This window comes from Ferrimonas sp. YIN67, assembly GCF_057219095.1.
The window spans coordinates 679,683-698,937 of sequence record NZ_JBXVVJ010000001.1 but is presented as its reverse complement, the minus strand read 5'-3'; the positions used below and the strand labels follow the sequence as shown (position 1 = coordinate 698,937).

Sequence of the window (19,255 nt, the reverse complement as noted above, 5' to 3'; positions counted from 1 at the left end):
CGCCGAAGCAGCGGGAAGCCTGATGAGATAGCGACACCATGCCAAATGTGATCGACCTGCTTTTGACACCCACTCCCCCTGCCAAGCCTGATGGCGGGGCGTCTGACGGGACCAGCGCGGCGTTTGCCGGAGTACTCAGTGAGCTGGTGGCCAGCGGTGAGGAGATGACCAGCTTGATGCCTGCGTCCGGCCCGACAGATGCAGTGTTGGCCACGATGCAGATGGATCCCAAGGCTGTGGACGATGGGCCCGAGAGCATAGAAGGGCAAGATCTTGCCGCTTCGATCCCGCCGGATATCTCGGAGGGGGAGCGTGGGGGCGAGACAGATGCTGAGTCCGAGTCCGATGCACTGCTGGTCTTTTTACAGCAACAGGACCTGGCCCTGAGGCCGGAGGCTTCGAACTTGGCCTCCGAGAGCCCGGTGCAGGACCCACAAGGCCTGGGCAAGGGGCTCGAAGCCGTAGCCCTGGATGGTGCCAAGCCTGAGCCTGGTCAAGGCGAGGTCGCGGGCGCGACCGTAACGCCTGCTGCAGCCCCTGAAACCATCGAGGATGGGGGAGAAACGGCTCCTCGTCCTGAATCGGCCGCAACCCGCCCGGCGACGGCTGAGAGCCTTGTCGCGAACCCCAAAGTCAGTCAGGCAACGGCACCCAACGGGGTTTCGAAGGCTGACGACGAGGCAGTTCAGCGTCAAACCGGTAAGTCCGCCGATTCCGCCCAGAGCTCCGTTGAGTTTCAACGGCCTGGCCGAACAGCGCTTGCACCTCGGCCAGGCAACTCGGTTTCGGGCGACATGGAGCGCCCGTCCCTGGCAACGACGTCTCAGGCCACACCAGGGACCACGGAGCCCGCTGCCCTGTCGGTGGCCGAGCCGGAAGAGGGCAGCATGCTTCGGATGGAGAGCCTGAGTACGACGCTGCAGCGTCAGGAGATCCGGGCCCAGGCCGCCGAGCCCCTGGCTCAGCGGCCGGTAGATGCCCAGCGCATGGCCCCGGAGCTCAGGGATCGCCTGATGATGATGGTGAATACCGAGCGAATGAGTGCCGAGATACGCCTGGATCCGCCGGAGCTGGGGGCTCTGCAGGTGCGGTTGCAACTCAATGGGGATCAGGCCCAGTTGCAGATCGTTACTCAGCATGCCCAGGCGCGGGATCTGATTGAGCAGGCGATGCCCCGTCTGCGTGAGATGCTTGAGCAACAGGGGCTGCATCTGGCACAGGCCGATGTGAGTCAGGGAGAGCAGGGGGGAGGACACCGACAGCAGGGTGAGCGAGCCGAGAGCGACGACCCTGGTGCCGGAGAGTTGGAGTCTCCTGTGCAGTTAACCACCCAGCGCACTCGTGATGGCGGGATCGATTTCTATGCCTGACAAGGCCTGTGATACTCTTGTTTTTGATTTAGAAAATCCTGTTTGGTAATGGTAGATGGCTGAAAATTCGCTGGAACTTGAACTACAAAAAAGTAATAAGCGGCGCCGTTGGATGATGATCGGGGCCATTGCCGGGGGCGGGATCCTGTTGCTGGCGGGGATCTTTCTTCTGGTGTCCTTGTTCACCGATGATGGGGCACCAAGCGGAACCCAAACGGCGGAGCAGCAGGCACAGGAGGAGGCGCGCACCGGTAATGCCGTCTACATCAGTATGCCCGAGCCCTTCCTGTTCAATCTGCCCGGGGAAAGCCGCAGCGTCCTGGTGCAGATCAAGGTACAGCTGCAGGTGCGTGGCAGTGATGCCCAGCAGAAGGTACGGATGCATATCCCGTTGCTTAAGGACACCCTGTTGACCACTTTCAGTGCCGCCGATCCGCAAGCACTGCGGACCCGGGAGGGCAAGGAGGCACTGAGGTATCAATCCTTGACCAATATCCAGACTGCGATGCAGTCCATTACCGGGCAAAGCCAGGTCGAACGCGTCTTGTTCACCGGTTTTGTGATGCAATAAGAGTCCAAGATGACAGATCTGTTAAGCCAGGATGAGATCGATGCGCTGCTCCATGGCGTGGATGATGTCGAAGAAGATCAGCCCATTGATGATAGCAATGCGGTGGTGTACGACTTCACGTCGCAGGATCGCATCGTCCGGGGACGAATGCCGACCCTGGAGCTGGTCAATGAGCGGTTCGCCCGCCATCTGAGGATCAGCCTGTTCAACATGATGCGGCGTAATGCCGAGGTCTCGATCAACGGCGTACAGATGGTGAAATTTGGCGAATACGTCCACACCCTGTTTGTGCCCACGAGCCTGAACATGGTGCGATTCCGTCCCCTGAAAGGGACGGCGCTGATCACCATGGAAGCCCGCCTGGTCTTTATCCTGGTGGACAACTTCTTCGGTGGTGATGGCCGGTTTCAGGCCAAGATCGAGGGGCGGGAGTTTACTCCGACCGAGCGGCGCATCATTCAACTGCTGCTCAAGACGGTGTTTGAAGATTACAAGGAAGCCTGGTCCCCGGTGATGGACGTGGAGTTTGAGTATCTCGATTCCGAGGTCAACCCGGCCATGGCGAACATCGTCAGTCCCACCGAAGTGGTGGTGGTTTCCTCCTTCCATATCGAGCTGGATGGTGGCGGGGGGGATTTCCACATCACCATGCCTTACTCGATGATCGAGCCGATCCGCGAACTGCTGGATGCCGGGGTGCAGAGTGACAAACAGGATACGGATCTGCGTTGGGCCAAGGCCCTGCAGGATGAGATCATGGATGTCGAGGTGGACTTCAACGCCACCTTGCTGGAGCAGCAGATCACCCTGCGTGAGGTGATGGAGATGCAAGCCGGGGATATCATTCCGGTGGAGTTGCCCGAGCACCTGCTGATGCGGGTCGAGGATCTGCCGACCTTCCGCGGCAAGCTGGGGCGCAGTGGCGAGAATGCGGCGATCCGCATCAGTGAGCGGATCCCACGGCCCAAGTCGTACAAGAACGAATTTCAAATGATCAACCGCCAGGGCGCCCTGACCTTATCGTCAGAACCAAGCGCTCCTGCCGAACACGGACAAGATGAAGGTGAGTCATGATTGACGATCAAGATCCCAACCAGGACGAGATGGCCCAGGAGTGGGCTTCGGCACTGGGTGAGCAGGTAGAGCCGGTGGAGCTGGAAGAGTTTGGCTCGGACGGTGAGCTGAGTGTCGATGAGCGACGCAAACTGGATACCATCCTGGATATTCCAGTGACCATCTCCATGGAGGTGGGGCGCAGTAATATCAGCATTCGCAATCTGCTGCAGCTCAACCAGGGCTCGGTGGTGGAGCTGGACCGGGTGGCCGGTGAGCCGCTGGATGTGATGGTTAACGGCACCCTGGTGGCCCATGGTGAGGTGGTGGTGGTCAACGACAAGTTCGGGATCCGCCTGACCGACGTGATCAGCCAGACAGAGCGGATCAAGAAACTGAGATGAGAGCCAAGATTGCAATGTTGGCCGGGCTGGGGCTGTGTGCTCCGGCCTGGGCCGAAGGGGTCGCGGGCAGCGATCAGATGATCACCATCGTTGCATCCCTGATGGGGGTGGTGGCCCTGATCCTGGTGCTGGGGGTGTTGGCCAAGCGCATCAACCTGGCAGGCCCCTTGACGGGGGGGCAGATCAAGTCCGTGGCGATGATGGCGGTGGGCAACAAGGAGCGGATCGCCGTGGTTCAGGTGGGGGAGCAGCAGTATCTGGTTGGGATCACCGCGAACCAGATCAATCTGCTGGACAAGCTGGAGCAGCCCCTCGCGGCGGACACGGCGCCTCAATTTGGCCAACTGCTGGCCAAGTTCAATAAGCGACAGGAGTCCTAGGTGCGGATCTGGCCTTGGTGGCTGGGCCTGTTGGCCCTGATACAGCCTTTTGGGGCAATAGCGGAGATGGGGATCCCGGCGCTCACTGTGGTCACCAACCCGGATGGTGCTCAGGAATACACGGTCAGCCTGCAGATCCTGGCGCTGATGACGGTGCTGACCTTCCTGCCGGCCATGGTGATCCTGATGACCAGCTTCACCCGGATCATCGTGGTGCTGGCGATCCTGCGACAGGCCCTGGGCCTGCAGCAGACGCCCTCCAATCAGGTCCTGTTGGGGATCGCCCTGTTCCTGAGCCTGTTTATCATGTCGCCGGTGCTTGAACGGGTATACGACGAGGCCCTGGTCCCCTACATGGCCGAGGAGATCCCCATGTTGGAAGCGGTGGAGCGGGCCAAGGCGCCGGTTCATGGCTTTATGCTGTCCCAGACCCGTAACACGGATCTCAATACCTTCCTGGAGATCAGCGGTCGTACCGATGTGGCCACTCCGGCCGATGTCCCCATGACCGTGTTGATCCCGGCCTTTGTCACCTCTGAGCTGAAGACCGCGTTCCAGATCGGCTTTATGCTGTTTATCCCCTTCCTGGTGATCGATCTGGTGGTGGCCTCGGTATTGATGGCCATGGGGATGATGATGCTGTCCCCCATGATCGTCTCTTTGCCCTTTAAGATCATGCTGTTTGTTTTGGTGGACGGCTGGAACCTGGTGATGGGAACCCTGGCCGTCAGTTTCGGCCTGGGAGGGCCAACATGACACCGGAAACCTTCGTCGATATCTTCCGATTGGCGCTGCAGACCGTGGTGATCCTGGTCGCCGCGATCATCCTGCCGGGCCTGCTGATGGGCTTGGTGGTCGCGGTGTTCCAGGCCGCCACCTCGATCAATGAGCAGACCCTCTCCTTCCTGCCTCGCCTGCTGGTGACCCTGACTACCTTGATGGTGCTGGGGCACTGGCTGACCCGTACCTTGATGGAATTGATGTACGAGATGGTGGCGCTGATCCCCCAGGTCGTTGGCTGATGAGGCGAAACGCAAGGGTAGGTGGCTGATGGAGTACCCGCTTCCCGTCATCTTCGACTGGTTGCGCAGCGTGCTGTGGCCACTGTTTCGCATTGGTGCCATGTTGATGGTGATGATCACCATCGGCGGTGCGTCGGTGCCCGCCCGGGTTCGCCTGCTGCTGTCGGTGATGATCACCGCAGCGGTGGCCCCTGTCCTGCCACCGCCACCACAGGTAGACCTGCTGTCTGCCGAGGGGTGGCTGATCACCGCTCAACAGGTGTTGATCGGCGTATCCGTGGGCTTTGTCTCCGTTTTGGTACTGAACACCTTCACCCTGGCGGGTCAGATCATCGGCATGCAGACCTCCCTGGGATTTGCCTCCATGGTGGATCCCAGCAATGGCCAGCAAGTGCCCCTGGTGGGCCAGTTCTACCTGTTGCTCACCACCCTGCTGTTTTTTGCCGTCGATGGCCATCTGCTGATGATCCGCATGCTGATCGAGAGTTTTAGCACTCTGCCCATCGGCCAAGGGCTGGCGCCCGAGGGGCTGGAGGCCATTACCCGCTTTGGCGGGCTGATGTTTGCCAGCGCCCTGACTCTGGCCCTGTCTGCCGCCACGGCCCTGCTGCTCATCAACTTTTCCTTTGGGGTGATGACCCGGGCGGCTCCCCAGCTCAATATCTTTGCCATTGGTTTTCCCATCACCATGCTCTCCGGTCTGTTGATCCTCTGGTTGACCCTGGGGGGGATCCTGCCCCACTTCTATGCGGTGTGGGATGCCGGACAGATCTTGATCTGTGATCTGCTGTTGCTCAGTTGTGAGGCTCCCTGATGGCCGAAAACGACAGCAGTCAGGAGAAGACAGAAGAGGCGACACCCCGAAGGCGAGAGCAGGCCAGGGAGAAAGGCCAGGTTCCCCGTTCCAAAGAGCTGGGCACGGCGGCGGTCCTGGTGGCGGCCGCCGGCGCCATGCTGATGATGGGGGAGCAGATAGGGGGCGCGCTGCTGCAGATCGCCGAGGGCCAGTTTGATCTCACCCGGGCTCAGGTGTTCGATCTGGGCGAGCTGCGCAAGCTTTATCGCAATATTTTGTCGCACCTGATCGGTCCGGTGCTGGGCTTTGTCGTCGTGCTGTTTATCGCGGGCTTTATCGGCAATATCGGCCTGGGAGGGATGAGTTTCAGTTGGAAGGCGGCGGCGCCCAAGGCCAGCAAGATGAACCCCATGAACGGTTTCAAGCGGATGTTCGGCGTACAGGCGCTGGTTGAACTGGTTAAGTCCGTTGCCAAGTTTTCGGTGATCGCCGCGGTCGCCTTCCTGCTATTGCGCCTGAATTTCGACAGCATTCTGGGGTTGTCCAGTGGCGATCCCTCCGGGGCAGTGCGCAGTGCGCTGGAGTTGCTGCTCAAGCTCTTTGTCCTGCTGTGCCTCTCGTTGTTGCTGATCGTAGTGATCGATGCGCCCTATCAGGTGTGGAATCACAATAAAGAGCTGCGCATGACCAAGCAGGAGGTCAAGGACGAACACAAGCAGACCGAGGGCAAACCGGAAGTGAAGGGCCGGATCCGTCAATTGCAACGGGAGATGGCTCAGCGTCGAATGATGGCCGAGGTGCCCAAGGCGGATGTGGTGGTGGTCAACCCGACTCACTACTCTGTCGCGATTAAGTACGATAAAACTCTGAATAATGCGCCACTTGTAGTGGCAAAGGGCAATGATGAAATCGCCCTCAAAATCCGAGAAATCGCACGCGAGCACGAAGTTCCCGTGGTATCCTCACCGGCGCTGGCACGGGCTATCTACCACTCGACCAAGTTGGATAAGCCGATCCCCGATGGCCTGTTTGCCGCCGTGGCCCAGATCCTGGCTTACGTCTATCAGTTACGTCAGTTCCAGTCGGGTCGGGGAAGGCGTCCTATCGCCCTGCCCCAGCAGTTGCCGATCCCGGATGAATTACGGGTCGACAACCCAGAAGAATGAAAAAAATGAACCCGTTATCCAAATTTTGTAGATGTTTGGCTTGTCCTTTGCATAACAAGCACCTACGTCAATTTTAAGTCGCAGCATGGATCTTAAGGCAACATTCGGTTCCCTCTACCAGAACCGCTATACCCATCTCAAAGGGATCGGCACACCATTGATGGTGCTGGCCGCCCTGGCCATGGTAACCCTGCCAATGCCGCCGGTGCTGCTGGACCTGTTGTTCTCCTTCAACATTGCCCTGGCTCTGGTGGTGTTGCTGGTGGCGATCTATACCCTGAGGCCACTGGATTTTGCTGCCTTTCCGACGGTATTGCTGGTTGCGACCTTGCTGCGATTGGCCTTGAATGTGGCCTCGACCCGACTGGTGTTGCTGGAAGGGCACAATGGCCCGGATGCGGCGGGTAAGGTGATTGAGGCTTTTGGCTCCGTGGTGATCGGTGGCAACTATGCGGTCGGCCTGGTGGTGTTCCTGATCCTGGTGATCATCAACTTCGTTGTGGTCACCAAGGGCGCCGGACGGATCTCGGAAGTGAGCGCCCGCTTTACCCTGGATGCCATGCCAGGCAAGCAGATGGCCATCGATGCGGATCTCAATGCTGGCCTGATCAACCAGGAGCAGGCCCGGGATCGGCGGGCCGATGTCGCCAAGGAAGCCGATTTCTATGGCTCCATGGATGGTGCCTCCAAGTTTGTTAAGGGGGATGCGGTTGCCGGCCTGCTGATCCTGCTGCTGAACATTATCGGTGGCCTGGTGATCGGCATGGCTCAGCACGGCCTGGCCCTGGGTGAAGCCGTGGAGATCTACACCCTGCTTACCATCGGTGACGGTCTGGTGGCGCAGATCCCGGGTCTGCTGCTCTCCATCGGCGCCGCCATCATCATCACCCGGCAAAACGAATCCCAGAAGATGGGGGACGAGGTGGCTCGTCAGATGCTGGATAACCCCAGGGTTCTGGCGATCAGTGCCGGGGTGTTGATCGTGATGGGTCTGGTCCCCGGCATGCCCAAGCTGGCGTTTCTCTCCCTGGGGTTGGGACTGGCCGTGACCACCTGGTGGTTGAACAAGCGCAAAGCTGAGGCCAAGGTCGTGGCCGAGACCGAGGAAGCCAAGGCCAATACCGAGCGACTCGAGTCTGAGCCCAAGGAGCTGGGCTGGGATGACGTCAACCATGTCGATATTGTCGGCCTGGAGGTGGGCTATCGCTTGATCCCGTTAGTGGATAAGGGTCAAAACGGCGAGCTGCTGTCCCGGATCAAGGGGGTGCGTAAGAAGCTGTCCCAGGAGCTGGGCTTCTTGATCCCCCCTGTGCACATTCGCGATAACCTGGATCTTGGGCCCAACACCTATCGGATCAGCCTGATGGGGGTGGTGATCGGTGAAGCGGAGCTGCGGCACGACGGTGAACTGGCGATCAATCCCGGCCAGGTGTTTGGCCAGCTCGAAGGCCAGCCGACCACGGATCCCGCGTTTGGCCTGGAGGCCGTGTGGATCAATCCGGATCAGCGCGATTATGCCCAGACCCTGGGCTATACCGTGGTGGATGCCAGTACCGTGGTGGCGACCCACCTGTCTCAACTGCTGTCCAACAATGCCGCCCAGTTGCTGGGCTATGAAGAGGCTCAGCAGCTGCTGGATCTGCTGGCCAAGCAATCGCCCAAGCTGGTTGAAGGCCTGGTGCCGGAGACCCTCTCCCTCGGGGTCATTGTTAAGGTGATGCAGAACCTGCTCAACGAGGGGGTGCCGATCCGGGATACCCGAACCCTGGTGCAGACCCTGGTGGAGTATGGGCCCAAGAGTCAAGATCCTGACGTGTTGACCGCGGCGGCTCGAATCGCGATGAAGCGTTTAATTATCCAAGAAATCAATGGTCCAGAGCGGGAGATCCCCGTGGTGACCCTGTCCCCAGAGTTGGAACAGATCCTGCACCAGTCCCTGCAGTCCAGCAACGGTGAGAATTCGGGACTGGAGCCGGGTCTGGCGGAGCGTTTGCAGCGCTCCCTCAAGGAAGCGGCGCAGAAGCAGGAGATGGTGGGGGAGCCGTCCGTGTTGCTGACCTCCGGGTTGCTGCGCACCACCCTGTCCCGATTTGTTAAACACACTATCCCGAGTTTGCGGGTCTTGTCGTATCAGGAGATCCCCGATGACAAACAGATCAAGATTGTCCAGTCGGTCGGGCAATAAGGTTTTAGCCATGGAGGCGAAACGTTGAAGATTAAGCGCTTTTTTGCCAAAGATATGCGCACAGCCCTGGCAGAAGTGAAAGAGGTGTTGGGGCAGGACGCGGTGATCATGTCCAATAAGCGGGTCAGTGGTGGCGTAGAGATCGTTGCGGCCATCGATTTTGATGCTCCGTCACAACCTTGCGGTGCCACGGACTCCCAGCACCGCAAGGATTTAAGTCCACCGCCCCAACGACCGCTTACTGAGGACAGGGTCAGTTTGTCTTCTGGCTCTGTCGCCAAGTCTTCCAAGACTCCGGTCCAGCCGCAGCGAGAAGAGGCACCGGGCTCCGACAGCCTGCGTGCCTTGTTGGAGCGCCAGCAGCAGCGGCGCCAGCAAAAAGAAGCCAAGGCGATGGTGGCCAAGCAGGAACAGGCTCTGCCTAAGTGGGCTCAGCGCGCGTTTGAGCCAGCCCCGCAGCCGGCGACCGTGTCGGCCCCCACCGCTTCGGACGCCGCTCCGGTCAAAGTCGCCAAGGCCCCTCCATCGGCGGTTGGTTCTGAGTTACATGCCATGCGTGAAGAGATGGCCTCGATCCGTCAATTATTGCAGCATCAGGTTTCCAGCTTGATGCAGCAGGATCAGGCTCGGAGTGAGCCGGTCCGTGCCATGGTGATCGAGCAGCTGCGGGATCTGGGATTCCACCGGGAGGTGGCGGAACATTTTGCCCAGCTCTTGCCGCAACAGGGGGAGCTGCACCAGGTGCTGGCACAGCTTCCTGAGCTGGTGGCTCGCGAGTTGGTTTGTGGCAATGAAGCGATGTTGGAAGAGGGGGGGGTGATCGCCCTGGTCGGGCCCACGGGCGTCGGCAAGACCACCACCATTGCAAAACTGGCTGCCCGATTTGCTGCCCGTTATGGCGTCGATCAGGTGGCCCTGGTGACCACGGATAATTACCGGATCGGTGCCCAGGAACAGCTGGCCACCTTTGGCAAGATCATGGGCTGTCCGGTGCGCAGTGCGGCCAGCGTCGATGAGCTGGAGCAGGTGTTGTACCAGCTGCGCAGTCGCCGCCTGGTGTTGATTGATACGGCGGGCATGGGACAAAGAGATATGCGATTGGTGGAACAGCTGGAACAGCTGGCAGGTTCCACCAAGTTACCGATTCGGGCGTACCTGGTGCTGTCAGCGACGGCTCAATACCGGGTACTTCAGGAAACGGTGGAACGCTTTCGGCGCATCGATTTGGCCGGTTGCATTTTCACCAAATTGGATGAAGCCCACAGTATTGGAGAAGCATTAAGCGTGCTACTCCAAGGGCGATTACCTGTATGCTATCTCACTGATGGCCAACGGGTACCGGAGGATCTCCGGGCCGCGGACCCTCATTATCTGGCGCAGCGTGCGCTGGCTGAAGAGGGCGCCGCACCACAGGTGCAATCCCAGAAACAGCAAGCAGATATGGCGGGGTTGTATGACTAAGTGGTTTCTACAGGATCAAGCGAGCGGGCTGAGAAAGATGGTACAGAAACAAGAAAAAATGATCCGCGTGATCGCCGTAACCGGTGGAAAAGGTGGAGTGGGCAAGACGAATGTGTCCATCAATACTGCGACCGCATTAGCGGCCCAGGGCCAGCGTGTGCTGGTGCTGGATGCCGATCTGGGGCTGGCCAATGTCGACGTGATGCTGGGGATCCGCGCCAAGCGCAACCTGTCCCATGTGTTGGCGGGGGAGTGTACCCTGGAAGAGGTCCTGATCGAGGGTCCCCAGGGGATCTGCATCGTTCCAGCGGCTTCCGGCACGCAAGGGATGGTCGATCTGAGTCCGGCCCAGCATGCTGCGCTGATCCAGTCCTTCTCCAATCTCGAAACGCAATTTGATTGCCTGATCGTCGATACGGCGGCGGGGATCTCAGACATGGTGCTGAGTTTTGCCCGGGCCTCTCAGGAGGTGCTGGTGGTGGTGTGCGATGAGCCCACTTCGATCACCGATGCCTATGCGTTGATCAAGTTGCTGTCCCGGGAGCACGGGGTGTTCCGCTTCCGCATCGTTGCCAACATGGTGCGTAGCCTGCGTGAAGGGATGGAGCTTTATGCCAAGCTTTCCAAGGTGACCGATCGCTTCCTCGATGTGGCCCTGGAGCTGGTTGCCACCGTGCCGTTCGATGAGAATGTGCGTAAGGCAGTGCGTCAACAAAAAGTGGTGGTGGAAGCCTTCCCACGGACTCCGGCTGCCATTGCCTATCAGGGGCTGGCCAATAAGATCATCGCCTGGCCGGTACCACAAAATCCCAGCGGTCACCTGGAGTTCTTTGTTGAACGTCTGATCCGCAGAAACATGTATGGAGAAGCGGTTGGTGAATAAGGCGGCGGCCTATACCCAATTCGACAATAAGGCCAGCATCGTGGCGCGCTACACCCCCCTGGTGAAGCGCATCGCCCATCACCTGCTGGCAAGGTTACCCGCGAGTGTCCAGCTGGATGATCTGCTCCAGGCTGGCATGCTGGGGTTACTGGAGGCTTCCGGTAACTTTGATGCCAGCAAGGGGGCCAGTTTTGAAACCTTTGCCGGGATCCGGATCCGTGGAGCGATGCTGGATGAGATCCGCCGGGGAGACTGGACGCCCCGCTCAGTGCACCGTAATGCCCGACGGGTTGGTGAAGCGATTGAGCAGCTGGAAAAGCAACTGGGCCGGGACCCTTCCGATGGGGAGGTGGCGGCCTTGCTTGAACTTTCTCTGGATGAGTATCATCATATCCTCAATGATGTAAGTTGCGGAAAAATAATCGGGTTTGAGGATCTCAGTGTGTCGGAGGATGCCCTGGGACCCGCGGATGATGGCAGCGAAAATTTCGAGGCCGTCGCAGATCAGCACTTTCGTCGTGCTTTGGCGGAGGCGATTAAGACCCTGCCCGAAAGAGAAGCGCTGGTTCTGTCGCTTTACTACGACGAAGAGCTGAATCTCAAAGAGATCGGCGCGGTTCTGGGAGTCAGTGAGTCCCGGATCAGCCAGATCCACAGCCAGGCCATGGTGCGACTGAAAACCAAGTTGCGGGCCTGGACCGGCTGATATCACACTACAACTATAGCAATGCCTCATTGGAGGGGATTTTGGATAAGAACATGAAGATCCTGATCGTTGACGACTTTTCAACGATGCGGCGGATCATCAAAAACCTTTTGCGGGATTTGGGGTTTAACAACACTCAGGAAGCCGATGATGGCTCGACGGCCTTGCCGATGCTGCAAGGTGGCGACTTCGACTTCGTGGTCACCGACTGGAACATGCCGGGTATGCAGGGCATTGATCTGTTGCGGGAGATCCGCGCCGATGACAATCTCAAGCACCTGCCGGTATTGATGGTGACAGCGGAAGCGAAGCGTGAGCAGATCATTACTGCCGCACAGGCAGGCGTAAATGGCTATATTGTTAAGCCTTTTACTGCGGCAACCTTGAAAGAAAAGCTGGATAAAGTATTCGAGCGCCTGAATTGAACAAGGATGTCGGGATGACAGAACAACACGCGTTGCTCTCCCTTGAGGACGCCAAAGCTCTGGTGGTACTGCTGGAGCAGGGGCAGATGGATGCCGCCAACCAGTTGGTCCGTCAGGCCAACACACAGACCAATCAGCAGCTGTTTGACGAAGTGGGGAAACTTACTCGTCAATTGCACGATGCCCTGCGGGATTTCCAACTGGATGATCGTATCTCCGAGCTGGCCAACCAGGAGATCCCGGACGCCAAGGAACGGCTGAGCTATGTCATCGATATGACTGAGCAGGCGGCTAATCGCACCATGGATGCCGTTGAAGAGAGCCTGCCGCTGGCAGATGCCTTGCAGACCAAACTCACCCAAGTGAAGCCTCGCTGGGAACAGCTGATGCGCAAGGAACTGGATCTTGAACAGTTCAAGACACTGTGCCATGACGTTGACGCTGTCCTGGGGGATACCAATAGCGATCTCGATCGACTCAAGGATCTGCTCAATCAGGTGTTGATGGCTCAGGATTTCCAGGATCTGACCGGTCAGGTGATCCGCCGGGTCATCGATCTGGTTCGTGAAGTCGAGTTGTCCTTGGTGGAGATGCTCACCATGTTTGGTGAGCCGGATCAACGAGAAAAAGAACGAGATCTGGTGCTGGCTGAAGGCCCTGTCGTCGCGGCGGAAAACCGCGAGGAAGTGGTTGATGGTCAGGACGGGGTAGACGATCTGTTGTCCAGCCTGGGATTTTAGGAGTTAGGCCATGGCATTCGACCTCGACGATGACATTCTGCAGGATTTCCTGGTAGAGGCAGGTGAGATCCTGGAACAACTGCAGGCGCAGTTGGTGGATCTTGAACAAGACCCGACGGATACCGAACTGCTCAACGCCATTTTCCGTGGTTTCCACACGGTTAAGGGCGGAGCGGGTTTCCTCGCGTTGGGCCCCATGGTGGATGCCTGCCATGGGGCGGAGAATCTGTTTGATCTGCTCCGCAATGGCCAGCTGACCGTGTCTGCCGAGTTGATGGATCTGGTGCTGCAGGCCCTGGATGCGGTCAATGATATGTTCCAGGATCTGCAGTCCGGCGCCGAGCCCGCAGAGGCGGACCCTCAATTGCTGGTGGCGCTGGAGCAGTGGGCGAAAGGCGAGCCCATGGGCAAACCGGCGGCTCAGCCAGCGGTTCCCGCTTCGGCAGCGCTTCCCCAGCATGATACCGTGCCCGTGGCCCAGCTATTGCCCGGTAATCAAGGTACAGGCCTCGACAGCCTGAACCAGATGGATTATCAACGCATGCTCGACTCCCTGGATGGAGAGTATGTCGAAGAGGGTGACATTACCCAGGATGAGTTTGAGTCCCTGCTCGATGAACTCCATGGCAAGGGGCAGTTTGCTGCAGCGCCTCAGGTTGCTCCCTCGCCCTCGACGCCACAGGTCGAGTTGCCTGCCGATGGTGAGATTGAAGAGGATGAGTTTGAATCCCTGCTGGATGAGCTTCACGGTAAAGGTCGTTTTGGCACTGTGCCTGAGGTGGCCCCAAAGGCCAGTCAATCCAAAGTCGAGCCCTTGATCTCGGAAGATGAATTCGAACAACTGCTGGATGATCTGCATGGCGCCGGTAAGGCCCCTAAGGTGATGGAACCCACCGTTGAGCCCGTTGCACCAGCTAGTGCACCATCCGTAGCCCCGGTCCAGACCCAGATAGCCGAGGCAAAAACCGCCCCGGTGAAGGCGCCACGTAAGGCGGCGAGCCAGCCAACGGTCGAGACCACGGTCCGGGTCGATACCGCGCGCCTGGATGAGATCATGAATATGGTCGGTGAGCTGGTGTTGGTCCGTAACCGCCTGCTGACCCTCGGCATCGAGCGGGATGATGAAGAGATGTCCAAGGCCCTGGCCAACCTGGATCTGGTGACGGCGGATCTGCAGGGTGGGGTGATGAAGACCCGTATGCAGCCGATTAAAAAGGTCTTTGGCCGCTTCCCCAGGGTGGTTCGAGATCTCGCCCGTAGCCTGAACAAGGAGATCCAACTCCAGCTGGAAGGTGAAGAGACGGATCTGGATAAGAATCTGGTGGAAGCCCTGGCTGATCCCCTGGTTCACCTGGTGCGTAATGCGGTGGATCACGGTATTGAGATGCCCGATGAGCGGGTGAGTGCCGGTAAGCCACGACAGGGGACTATCCTGCTGTCTGCCGCCCAGGAGGGGGATCATATCCTGCTGTGCATCCGGGATGATGGCGGGGGTATGAATGCCGACAAGCTCAAATCCCTGGCGATCGAACGGGGGGTGATCGACGCCGATGCGGCTGCTCGCATGACCGATGTCGATGCCTATAACCTGATCTTTGCACCGGGTTTCTCAACCAAGACCGAGATCTCCGATATCTCCGGTCGGGGCGTTGGCATGGACGTGGTGAAGACCCGTATCGCCCAACTCAATGGCTCGGTCACCATCGACTCTGATCCCGGGGCCGGTACGGTTATTGAGATCAAGGTTCCCTTGACCTTGGCGATCATGCCCACCCTGATGGTCAACATCGGTAAGCAGATCTTTGCCCTGCCTTTGTCCTGCGTGTCCGAGATCTTCCATATGGACCTGTCTCAGACCAATGTGGTGGACGGTCAACTGTCCATTACCGTGCGTGAGAAGGCTATCCCCCTGTTTTACCTTGATAAGTGGCTTTGTAAAGGCCAGGGGCGGGAGGAGCGCCAAGGGATGGGGCATGTGGTGATTGTCCATATCGGCAATACCCAGGTCGCCTTCGTGGTGGACGGTTTGATCGGTCAGGAAGAGGTGGTGATCAAACCCCTTGGGGCCATGTTGCAGGGGGTGCCCGGCATGGCTGGATCCACCATTACCTCCAACGGTGGTATCGCACTGATCCTGGATATTCCAGGCATGCTCAAACATTATGCCCGTCGCCGCTGAAGCGATGGGTTTACCGATTAGGGAGTAAAATGGCCATCAAGGTTTTGGTCGTTGATGACTCAAGCTTTTTCCGTCGTCGCGTTGCGGAGATCCTGGATGCCGATCCGGGTTTGCAGGTGATCGATACGGCGGTCAATGGTAAGGAAGCCATCGACAAGGTGCGGCAGCTTAAGCCGGACGTGGTAACCATGGACATCGAGATGCCGGTGATGGACGGGATCAGTGCGGTCCGTGCAATCATGGCCAGTACACCCGTGCCCGTGCTGATGTTCTCATCCCTGACCTATGACGGGGCCCGGGCCACCCTGGATGCCCTGGATGCCGGTGCCGCAGATTTTCTGCCGAAGCGGTTCGAAGACATAGCCAATGATCGCAAGGTGGCGGCGACGCTGTTGCAACAGCGGGTCCGAGCCATTGCCCGTCAGCGACTGACTCCCCGCAGCCCGGCGACCCGTCCGGCTGCGCGTCCGGTTCCCAGTACGGCGGCGAGTCCGCTGAGCCGGACGGTGAGTCCTGCCGCAGGGAAGGCGGTTGGGCGTGCGCCCACCCGTGCCAGTGGCAAGCAGTACAAGGCCCTGCTGATCGGTACCTCCACCGGAGGGCCGGTGGCGCTGCAGAATATACTGACCCAGTTCCCCGCCGATTACCCCTTGCCGATCCTGCTGGTACAACACATGCCTGCGGCTTTTACCCCGGCCTTCTCGCAACGCCTGAATGGCTTATGCCGGATTGAGGTAAAAGAAGCCGAACATGGGGACCGCCTTAAACCCGGTGTGGCCTACCTGGCTCCCGGGGGCAAGCAGATGCTGGTTGAGGGGAACGCGGCCAACGCCCGTCTGGTGGTGCGAGAGGGGGATGAGCAGATCAATTATAAGCCCTCGGTGGATATCACCTTTGGCAGTGCCTCCCGGGTCTATGGCGGAGATACCCTGTCGGTGATCCTCACTGGGATGGGCGCCGACGGCCGTGAGGGCTGTCGTTTGCTCAAACGCCTCGGTGGCGAAGTCTGGGCTCAGGATGCGGCCAGTTGCGTGGTCTATGGCATGCCCCAGGCGGTCACCAACGAAGGCCTGTCTAGCCACTCCATTCCCCTGGATAAAATGTCAGAGGCGATCCTCCGTGAAACCCAACGCCTGTAGCTGGACCTGTCGCCTGTTCCCTGTGCTGACCCTGGTGATCAGCGGATTCTCCCTGGTCACTCTGGTGTGGGCGATGGATAAACACTTCTATGCCAAGGAACTGGCGGCAGATCTGGCCAGCCAGCATGCCGACGCGACGCAGCAGCATGACCAGTTGATCACCCTGCTGGAGCAGAACCGGGAGCTGACGAGTCGCCTGGCGGAATACCAACGCCGGGAGGCGCTGCGTGTTCAGGCGCAACGCAGCGGTGAGCCCCAGGTGATTGAGCAGAGCCAGGGACTGACCCTGATGCAGCAACCCAATGGGGCGGTGCGTTACACCGCCTCCCCGGAGTAAATCGTGCAGATCTGGACCGTAGTAAACCAAAAGGGCGGTGTCGGTAAGACTACAACCGTGGTCAGCCTGGCGGGACTTTTGGTGGCCCAGGGGCAGCGGGTGCTGATGGTGGATACCGATCCCCAGGCTTCGCTCGGCTATTACCTCGGGCTGGATCCCGAGGAGCTGCCCGGCTCGCTGTTTGACCTGTTTCACCATCACAGTGAACTCGACCGGGATCGGGTTGGTCAGGTGATCGTGCCCACCTCGGTGGTCGGACTGGATCTGATGCCTGCGGCGACGGCACTGGCCACGCTGGACCGCAGCCTGGGGACTTCGCCGGGAATGGGGTTTATCCTCGGCCGTATTCTGGCGACCTTGGAGGGGGATTACGATACGGTGATCATCGATTGCCCGCCGGTGCTGGGCGTGTTGATGGTCAATGCCCTGGCGGCCTGCGAACAGATAGTGATCCCGGTGCAGACCGAATACCTGGCGCTCAAGGGGCTCGACCGTATGATCCAAACCCTGGAGCGGATGCGCAAGGCCGGTCATCAGGTGCCACCCTACCTGATCGCACCCACCATGTTTGATCGTCGCACCCGGGCGTCCCTGTTGGCCCTGGCGGAGTTGGCGCGACAGCATGGCGATAACCTGTGGCATTCGGTGATCCCGGTGGACACTCGATTACGTGACGCCAGTCTCGCCCATCTGCCCGCACCGCAGTTTGAGGGTGATTGCCGGGGTGTCAAAGCTTACAATGAGTTACTCAATGTTTTGTTAGAACGAGGTCAGCACCATGTCCCGCGACGCGCAGCAGGCGGTTGATGAATACTTCGATGTACTGCTGACCGAGCCCCAGGTTGAGCCGGCGGTGTCGTCGGTTCAACAGGCCAGGGTGAGTGCCTTACTGGCTCAGGTGGAACCGGTGGAGACGAACGCAGAGATCGTCCCGGTTGCTCCCTTGCCGGAAGCGCCCGCTGCGCCTGTGGTGGAAGTGTCCACCGCACCGTTGCGAGTTGAAGCCCCGGGGCTGGCACCAAAGTCCCTGCCGGAGCACGCAGAGCTTGAACCGGGGATCGCCTGGCAGGAGCAACTGGAACAGCAGTTCCAGTGCCTCTATTTTAAGGTGGCGGGCCTGACGTTGGCTGTCCCACTGCAACTGCTTGGGGGGATCCGGCGGATCGGGGAGCGCAGTAAGTTGCCCGGCCAGCCTCAGTGGTTACTCGGGGTTCAAACCGAGCGCGAGGAGAAACACTATGTGGTGGACAGTTGCCGATGGCTGATGCCGGATCGGATAGAGACGCTGGCCCCCTCCCTCAATTACCAGTACCTGGTGCAATTGGGCACCAGTCGCTGGAGCCTGGCGTGTGAGGCCCTGATCAATGCCGAGCCCCTCAGTCAGGATGAAGTGAACTGGCGTAAGGCCGACGATAAACGCCGGTATTTGGCAGGTATCGTCAGGAAAAAGATGTGTGTGGTTCTGGATGTGCCAGAACTGATTGCCCTGCTGGATGCAGGCATGGATATCAATTTTAAGGAGTCCTAGGCGAATGAGCATGCAACAACACGGCGTTGCCGAAACGCTGGATAAGAATGATGAAGTGCTACAGTGGGTGACCTTCCAGCTGGAGTATGAGACTTATGGGATCAATGTGATGCAGGTGCGCGAAGTATTGCGCTATACCGATATCGCACCGGTTCCTGGGGCGCCGAGCTATGTGCTGGGGATCATCAACCTGCGGGGCAACGTCGTCACAGTGATCGACACCCGTGCGCGTTTCGGTCTGCTCGAGGCTGGGATCACCGACAATACCCGCATCGTAATCATCGAGGCGGAAGATCAGGTCGTTGGGATCCTGGTCGACAGTGTCGCCGAGGTGGTGTACCTCAAGAGCTCCGAAGTGGACACGGCACCGAACGTGGGCAACGAGGAGAGTGCCAAGTTCATTCAGGGTGTCTGTCATCGGGATGACAAGCTTCTGATCCTGGTCGATCTGGAAAAGCTGCTTTCCAATGAAGAGTGGGCGGAGCTGGCCTCCCTGTGATCACACCTCTCCAAGCCCTGATGATCCTCGTTGCTGGCCTGCTGCTCCTGGGGCTGGGGGTGATCTGGTGGGTACGGCGCAGGCTGCACCAGCTGGAGCGTAAATGCGATGCCCTCAAGCTGTTGCATAAGGTGGCCCAGAACACCAATGAGGGCTTGCAGCGTGAGCTGGCCGAGCTGCGCAGTGGGGCCCTGGGCGTTGGACGTCGGGTGAAGGAGCTGGAGCAGGAGCTGGAACTGCTGCGGGCCCGCCAGGATGAGGTCAAACAGGCCGATCCGGAGGCACGCCTCTACAACCGGGCGATGAAGATGGTGGACTTGGGGGCCGATGTGGAGGAGATCATGCGTGAGTGTGAGCTGCCCAGGGCCGAAGCCCAGTTGCTGGTGACCCTGCATCGGCGGGGCAAGTAGC

General features: G+C 59.2%; 22 protein-coding genes. All 22 read left to right on the top strand.

What is annotated here, in order from left to right; translation table 11 throughout:
• The first annotated feature begins 38 nt into the window (after window positions 1-38).
• The 22 genes from AC2D8U_RS02705 (at window position 39) to AC2D8U_RS02600 (ending at window position 19,254) form a co-directional block, all read left to right on the top strand.
• On the top strand, window positions 39-1,370 hold the full coding sequence (locus tag AC2D8U_RS02705; RefSeq protein WP_484617498.1) for a flagellar hook-length control protein FliK: 1,332 nt from the start codon (window positions 39-41) through the stop codon (window positions 1,368-1,370).
• Between the two features lie 55 nt (window positions 1,371-1,425).
• Window positions 1,426-1,941, top strand: a complete 516-nt coding sequence (locus AC2D8U_RS02700) for a flagellar basal body-associated FliL family protein (protein ID WP_484617497.1) — start codon at window positions 1,426-1,428, stop codon at window positions 1,939-1,941.
• A gap of 9 nt (window positions 1,942-1,950) precedes the next feature.
• Window positions 1,951-3,015, top strand: a complete 1,065-nt coding sequence (gene fliM / locus AC2D8U_RS02695; RefSeq protein ID WP_484617496.1) for a flagellar motor switch protein FliM — start codon at window positions 1,951-1,953, stop codon at window positions 3,013-3,015.
• Window positions 3,012-3,398 carry a flagellar motor switch protein FliN gene (gene fliN, locus AC2D8U_RS02690; RefSeq protein ID WP_484617495.1) on the top strand — a complete coding sequence of 129 codons (387 nt, stop codon included), beginning with the start codon at window positions 3,012-3,014 and terminating at the stop codon, window positions 3,396-3,398. The genes fliM and fliN overlap by 4 nt, the downstream gene beginning before the upstream one ends.
• Entirely contained in the window at window positions 3,395-3,778 is a 384-nt protein-coding gene (gene fliO / locus AC2D8U_RS02685; RefSeq protein WP_484617494.1) for a flagellar biosynthetic protein FliO, read from the top strand. Before fliN ends, fliO begins: the two co-directional genes overlap by 4 nt.
• A 66-nt stretch (window positions 3,779-3,844) precedes the next feature.
• Entirely contained in the window at window positions 3,845-4,534 is a 690-nt protein-coding gene (fliP, locus tag AC2D8U_RS02680; protein ID WP_484617702.1) for a flagellar type III secretion system pore protein FliP, read from the top strand.
• A complete protein-coding gene (locus tag AC2D8U_RS02675) occupies window positions 4,531-4,800 on the top strand; it encodes a flagellar biosynthetic protein FliQ (protein WP_484617493.1) in 270 nt (89 codons plus the stop codon). The genes fliP and AC2D8U_RS02675 overlap by 4 nt, the downstream gene beginning before the upstream one ends.
• 28 nt (window positions 4,801-4,828) lie before the next feature.
• Window positions 4,829-5,614, top strand: a complete 786-nt coding sequence (fliR, locus tag AC2D8U_RS02670; RefSeq protein ID WP_484617492.1) for a flagellar biosynthetic protein FliR — start codon at window positions 4,829-4,831, stop codon at window positions 5,612-5,614.
• Complete coding sequence (gene flhB / locus AC2D8U_RS02665; RefSeq protein ID WP_484617491.1) at window positions 5,614-6,762, top strand: flagellar biosynthesis protein FlhB; 1,149 nt, start codon at window positions 5,614-5,616, stop codon at window positions 6,760-6,762. Before fliR ends, flhB begins: the two co-directional genes overlap by 1 nt.
• Window positions 6,763-6,847: 85 nt before the next feature.
• Window positions 6,848-8,947 (top strand): flagellar biosynthesis protein FlhA, encoded by a 2,100-nt coding sequence (gene flhA, locus AC2D8U_RS02660; protein WP_484617490.1) that lies wholly within the window; start codon window positions 6,848-6,850, stop codon window positions 8,945-8,947.
• A 24-nt stretch (window positions 8,948-8,971) separates the two neighbouring features.
• Window positions 8,972-10,408, top strand: a complete 1,437-nt coding sequence (gene flhF / locus AC2D8U_RS02655) for a flagellar biosynthesis GTPase FlhF (RefSeq protein ID WP_484617489.1) — start codon at window positions 8,972-8,974, stop codon at window positions 10,406-10,408.
• Complete coding sequence (locus AC2D8U_RS02650) at window positions 10,401-11,291, top strand: MinD/ParA family protein (protein ID WP_484617488.1); 891 nt, start codon at window positions 10,401-10,403, stop codon at window positions 11,289-11,291. The genes flhF and AC2D8U_RS02650 overlap by 8 nt, the downstream gene beginning before the upstream one ends.
• Window positions 11,284-11,997: an RNA polymerase sigma factor FliA gene (locus AC2D8U_RS02645; protein ID WP_484617701.1), complete on the top strand. Its 714-nt coding sequence runs from the start codon at window positions 11,284-11,286 to the stop codon at window positions 11,995-11,997. The genes AC2D8U_RS02650 and AC2D8U_RS02645 overlap by 8 nt, the downstream gene beginning before the upstream one ends.
• Before the next feature lie 41 nt (window positions 11,998-12,038).
• Window positions 12,039-12,422, top strand: coding sequence for a chemotaxis response regulator CheY (cheY, locus tag AC2D8U_RS02640; protein WP_484617487.1), 384 nt, complete (start codon window positions 12,039-12,041; stop codon window positions 12,420-12,422).
• A 14-nt stretch (window positions 12,423-12,436) separates the two neighbouring features.
• Window positions 12,437-13,162 carry a protein phosphatase CheZ gene (locus AC2D8U_RS02635; protein ID WP_484617486.1) on the top strand — a complete coding sequence of 242 codons (726 nt, stop codon included), beginning with the start codon at window positions 12,437-12,439 and terminating at the stop codon, window positions 13,160-13,162.
• Window positions 13,163-13,172: 10 nt separating this feature from the next.
• On the top strand, window positions 13,173-15,341 hold the full coding sequence (locus AC2D8U_RS02630; protein ID WP_484617485.1) for a chemotaxis protein CheA: 2,169 nt from the start codon (window positions 13,173-13,175) through the stop codon (window positions 15,339-15,341).
• 29 nt (window positions 15,342-15,370) lie between these two features.
• Window positions 15,371-16,480: a protein-glutamate methylesterase/protein-glutamine glutaminase gene (locus tag AC2D8U_RS02625; protein WP_484617484.1), complete on the top strand. Its 1,110-nt coding sequence runs from the start codon at window positions 15,371-15,373 to the stop codon at window positions 16,478-16,480.
• Window positions 16,461-16,817: a hypothetical protein gene (locus tag AC2D8U_RS02620; RefSeq protein WP_484617483.1), complete on the top strand. Its 357-nt coding sequence runs from the start codon at window positions 16,461-16,463 to the stop codon at window positions 16,815-16,817. Before AC2D8U_RS02625 ends, AC2D8U_RS02620 begins: the two co-directional genes overlap by 20 nt.
• A 3-nt stretch (window positions 16,818-16,820) precedes the next feature.
• Complete coding sequence (locus AC2D8U_RS02615; protein ID WP_484617482.1) at window positions 16,821-17,624, top strand: ParA family protein; 804 nt, start codon at window positions 16,821-16,823, stop codon at window positions 17,622-17,624.
• Entirely contained in the window at window positions 17,596-18,345 is a 750-nt protein-coding gene (locus AC2D8U_RS02610; protein WP_484617481.1) for a chemotaxis protein CheW, read from the top strand. The genes AC2D8U_RS02615 and AC2D8U_RS02610 overlap by 29 nt, the downstream gene beginning before the upstream one ends.
• A gap of 4 nt (window positions 18,346-18,349) precedes the next feature.
• Window positions 18,350-18,844, top strand: a complete 495-nt coding sequence (locus AC2D8U_RS02605) for a chemotaxis protein CheW (RefSeq protein WP_484617480.1) — start codon at window positions 18,350-18,352, stop codon at window positions 18,842-18,844.
• Window positions 18,841-19,254, top strand: coding sequence for a DUF2802 domain-containing protein (locus tag AC2D8U_RS02600; protein ID WP_484617479.1), 414 nt, complete (start codon window positions 18,841-18,843; stop codon window positions 19,252-19,254). Before AC2D8U_RS02605 ends, AC2D8U_RS02600 begins: the two co-directional genes overlap by 4 nt.
• Window position 19,255 lies beyond the last annotated feature (1 nt).

What these genes read in the sequence shown, in the direction of transcription:
- AC2D8U_RS02705 (WP_484617498.1), top strand. Translation starts at nt 39, where the DNA reads ATGCCAAATGTGATCGACCTGCTTTTGACACCCACTCCCCCTGCCAAG.
- fliO (WP_484617494.1), top strand. Translation starts at nt 3,395, where the DNA reads ATGAGAGCCAAGATTGCAATGTTGGCCGGGCTGGGGCTGTGTGCTCCG.
- fliN (WP_484617495.1), top strand. Translation starts at nt 3,012, where the DNA reads ATGATTGACGATCAAGATCCCAACCAGGACGAGATGGCCCAGGAGTGG.
- AC2D8U_RS02605 (WP_484617480.1), top strand. Translation starts at nt 18,350, where the DNA reads ATGAGCATGCAACAACACGGCGTTGCCGAAACGCTGGATAAGAATGAT.
- fliR (WP_484617492.1), top strand. Translation starts at nt 4,829, where the DNA reads ATGGAGTACCCGCTTCCCGTCATCTTCGACTGGTTGCGCAGCGTGCTG.
- AC2D8U_RS02675 (WP_484617493.1), top strand. Translation starts at nt 4,531, where the DNA reads ATGACACCGGAAACCTTCGTCGATATCTTCCGATTGGCGCTGCAGACC.
- fliM (WP_484617496.1), top strand. Translation starts at nt 1,951, where the DNA reads ATGACAGATCTGTTAAGCCAGGATGAGATCGATGCGCTGCTCCATGGC.
- fliP (WP_484617702.1), top strand. Translation starts at nt 3,845, where the DNA reads ATGGGGATCCCGGCGCTCACTGTGGTCACCAACCCGGATGGTGCTCAG.
- AC2D8U_RS02625 (WP_484617484.1), top strand. Translation starts at nt 15,371, where the DNA reads ATGGCCATCAAGGTTTTGGTCGTTGATGACTCAAGCTTTTTCCGTCGT.
- AC2D8U_RS02630 (WP_484617485.1), top strand. Translation starts at nt 13,173, where the DNA reads ATGGCATTCGACCTCGACGATGACATTCTGCAGGATTTCCTGGTAGAG.
- AC2D8U_RS02650 (WP_484617488.1), top strand. Translation starts at nt 10,401, where the DNA reads ATGACTAAGTGGTTTCTACAGGATCAAGCGAGCGGGCTGAGAAAGATG.
- AC2D8U_RS02610 (WP_484617481.1), top strand. Translation starts at nt 17,596, where the DNA reads ATGTCCCGCGACGCGCAGCAGGCGGTTGATGAATACTTCGATGTACTG.
- AC2D8U_RS02700 (WP_484617497.1), top strand. Translation starts at nt 1,426, where the DNA reads ATGGCTGAAAATTCGCTGGAACTTGAACTACAAAAAAGTAATAAGCGG.
- flhA (WP_484617490.1), top strand. Translation starts at nt 6,848, where the DNA reads ATGGATCTTAAGGCAACATTCGGTTCCCTCTACCAGAACCGCTATACC.
- flhB (WP_484617491.1), top strand. Translation starts at nt 5,614, where the DNA reads ATGGCCGAAAACGACAGCAGTCAGGAGAAGACAGAAGAGGCGACACCC.
- AC2D8U_RS02635 (WP_484617486.1), top strand. Translation starts at nt 12,437, where the DNA reads ATGACAGAACAACACGCGTTGCTCTCCCTTGAGGACGCCAAAGCTCTG.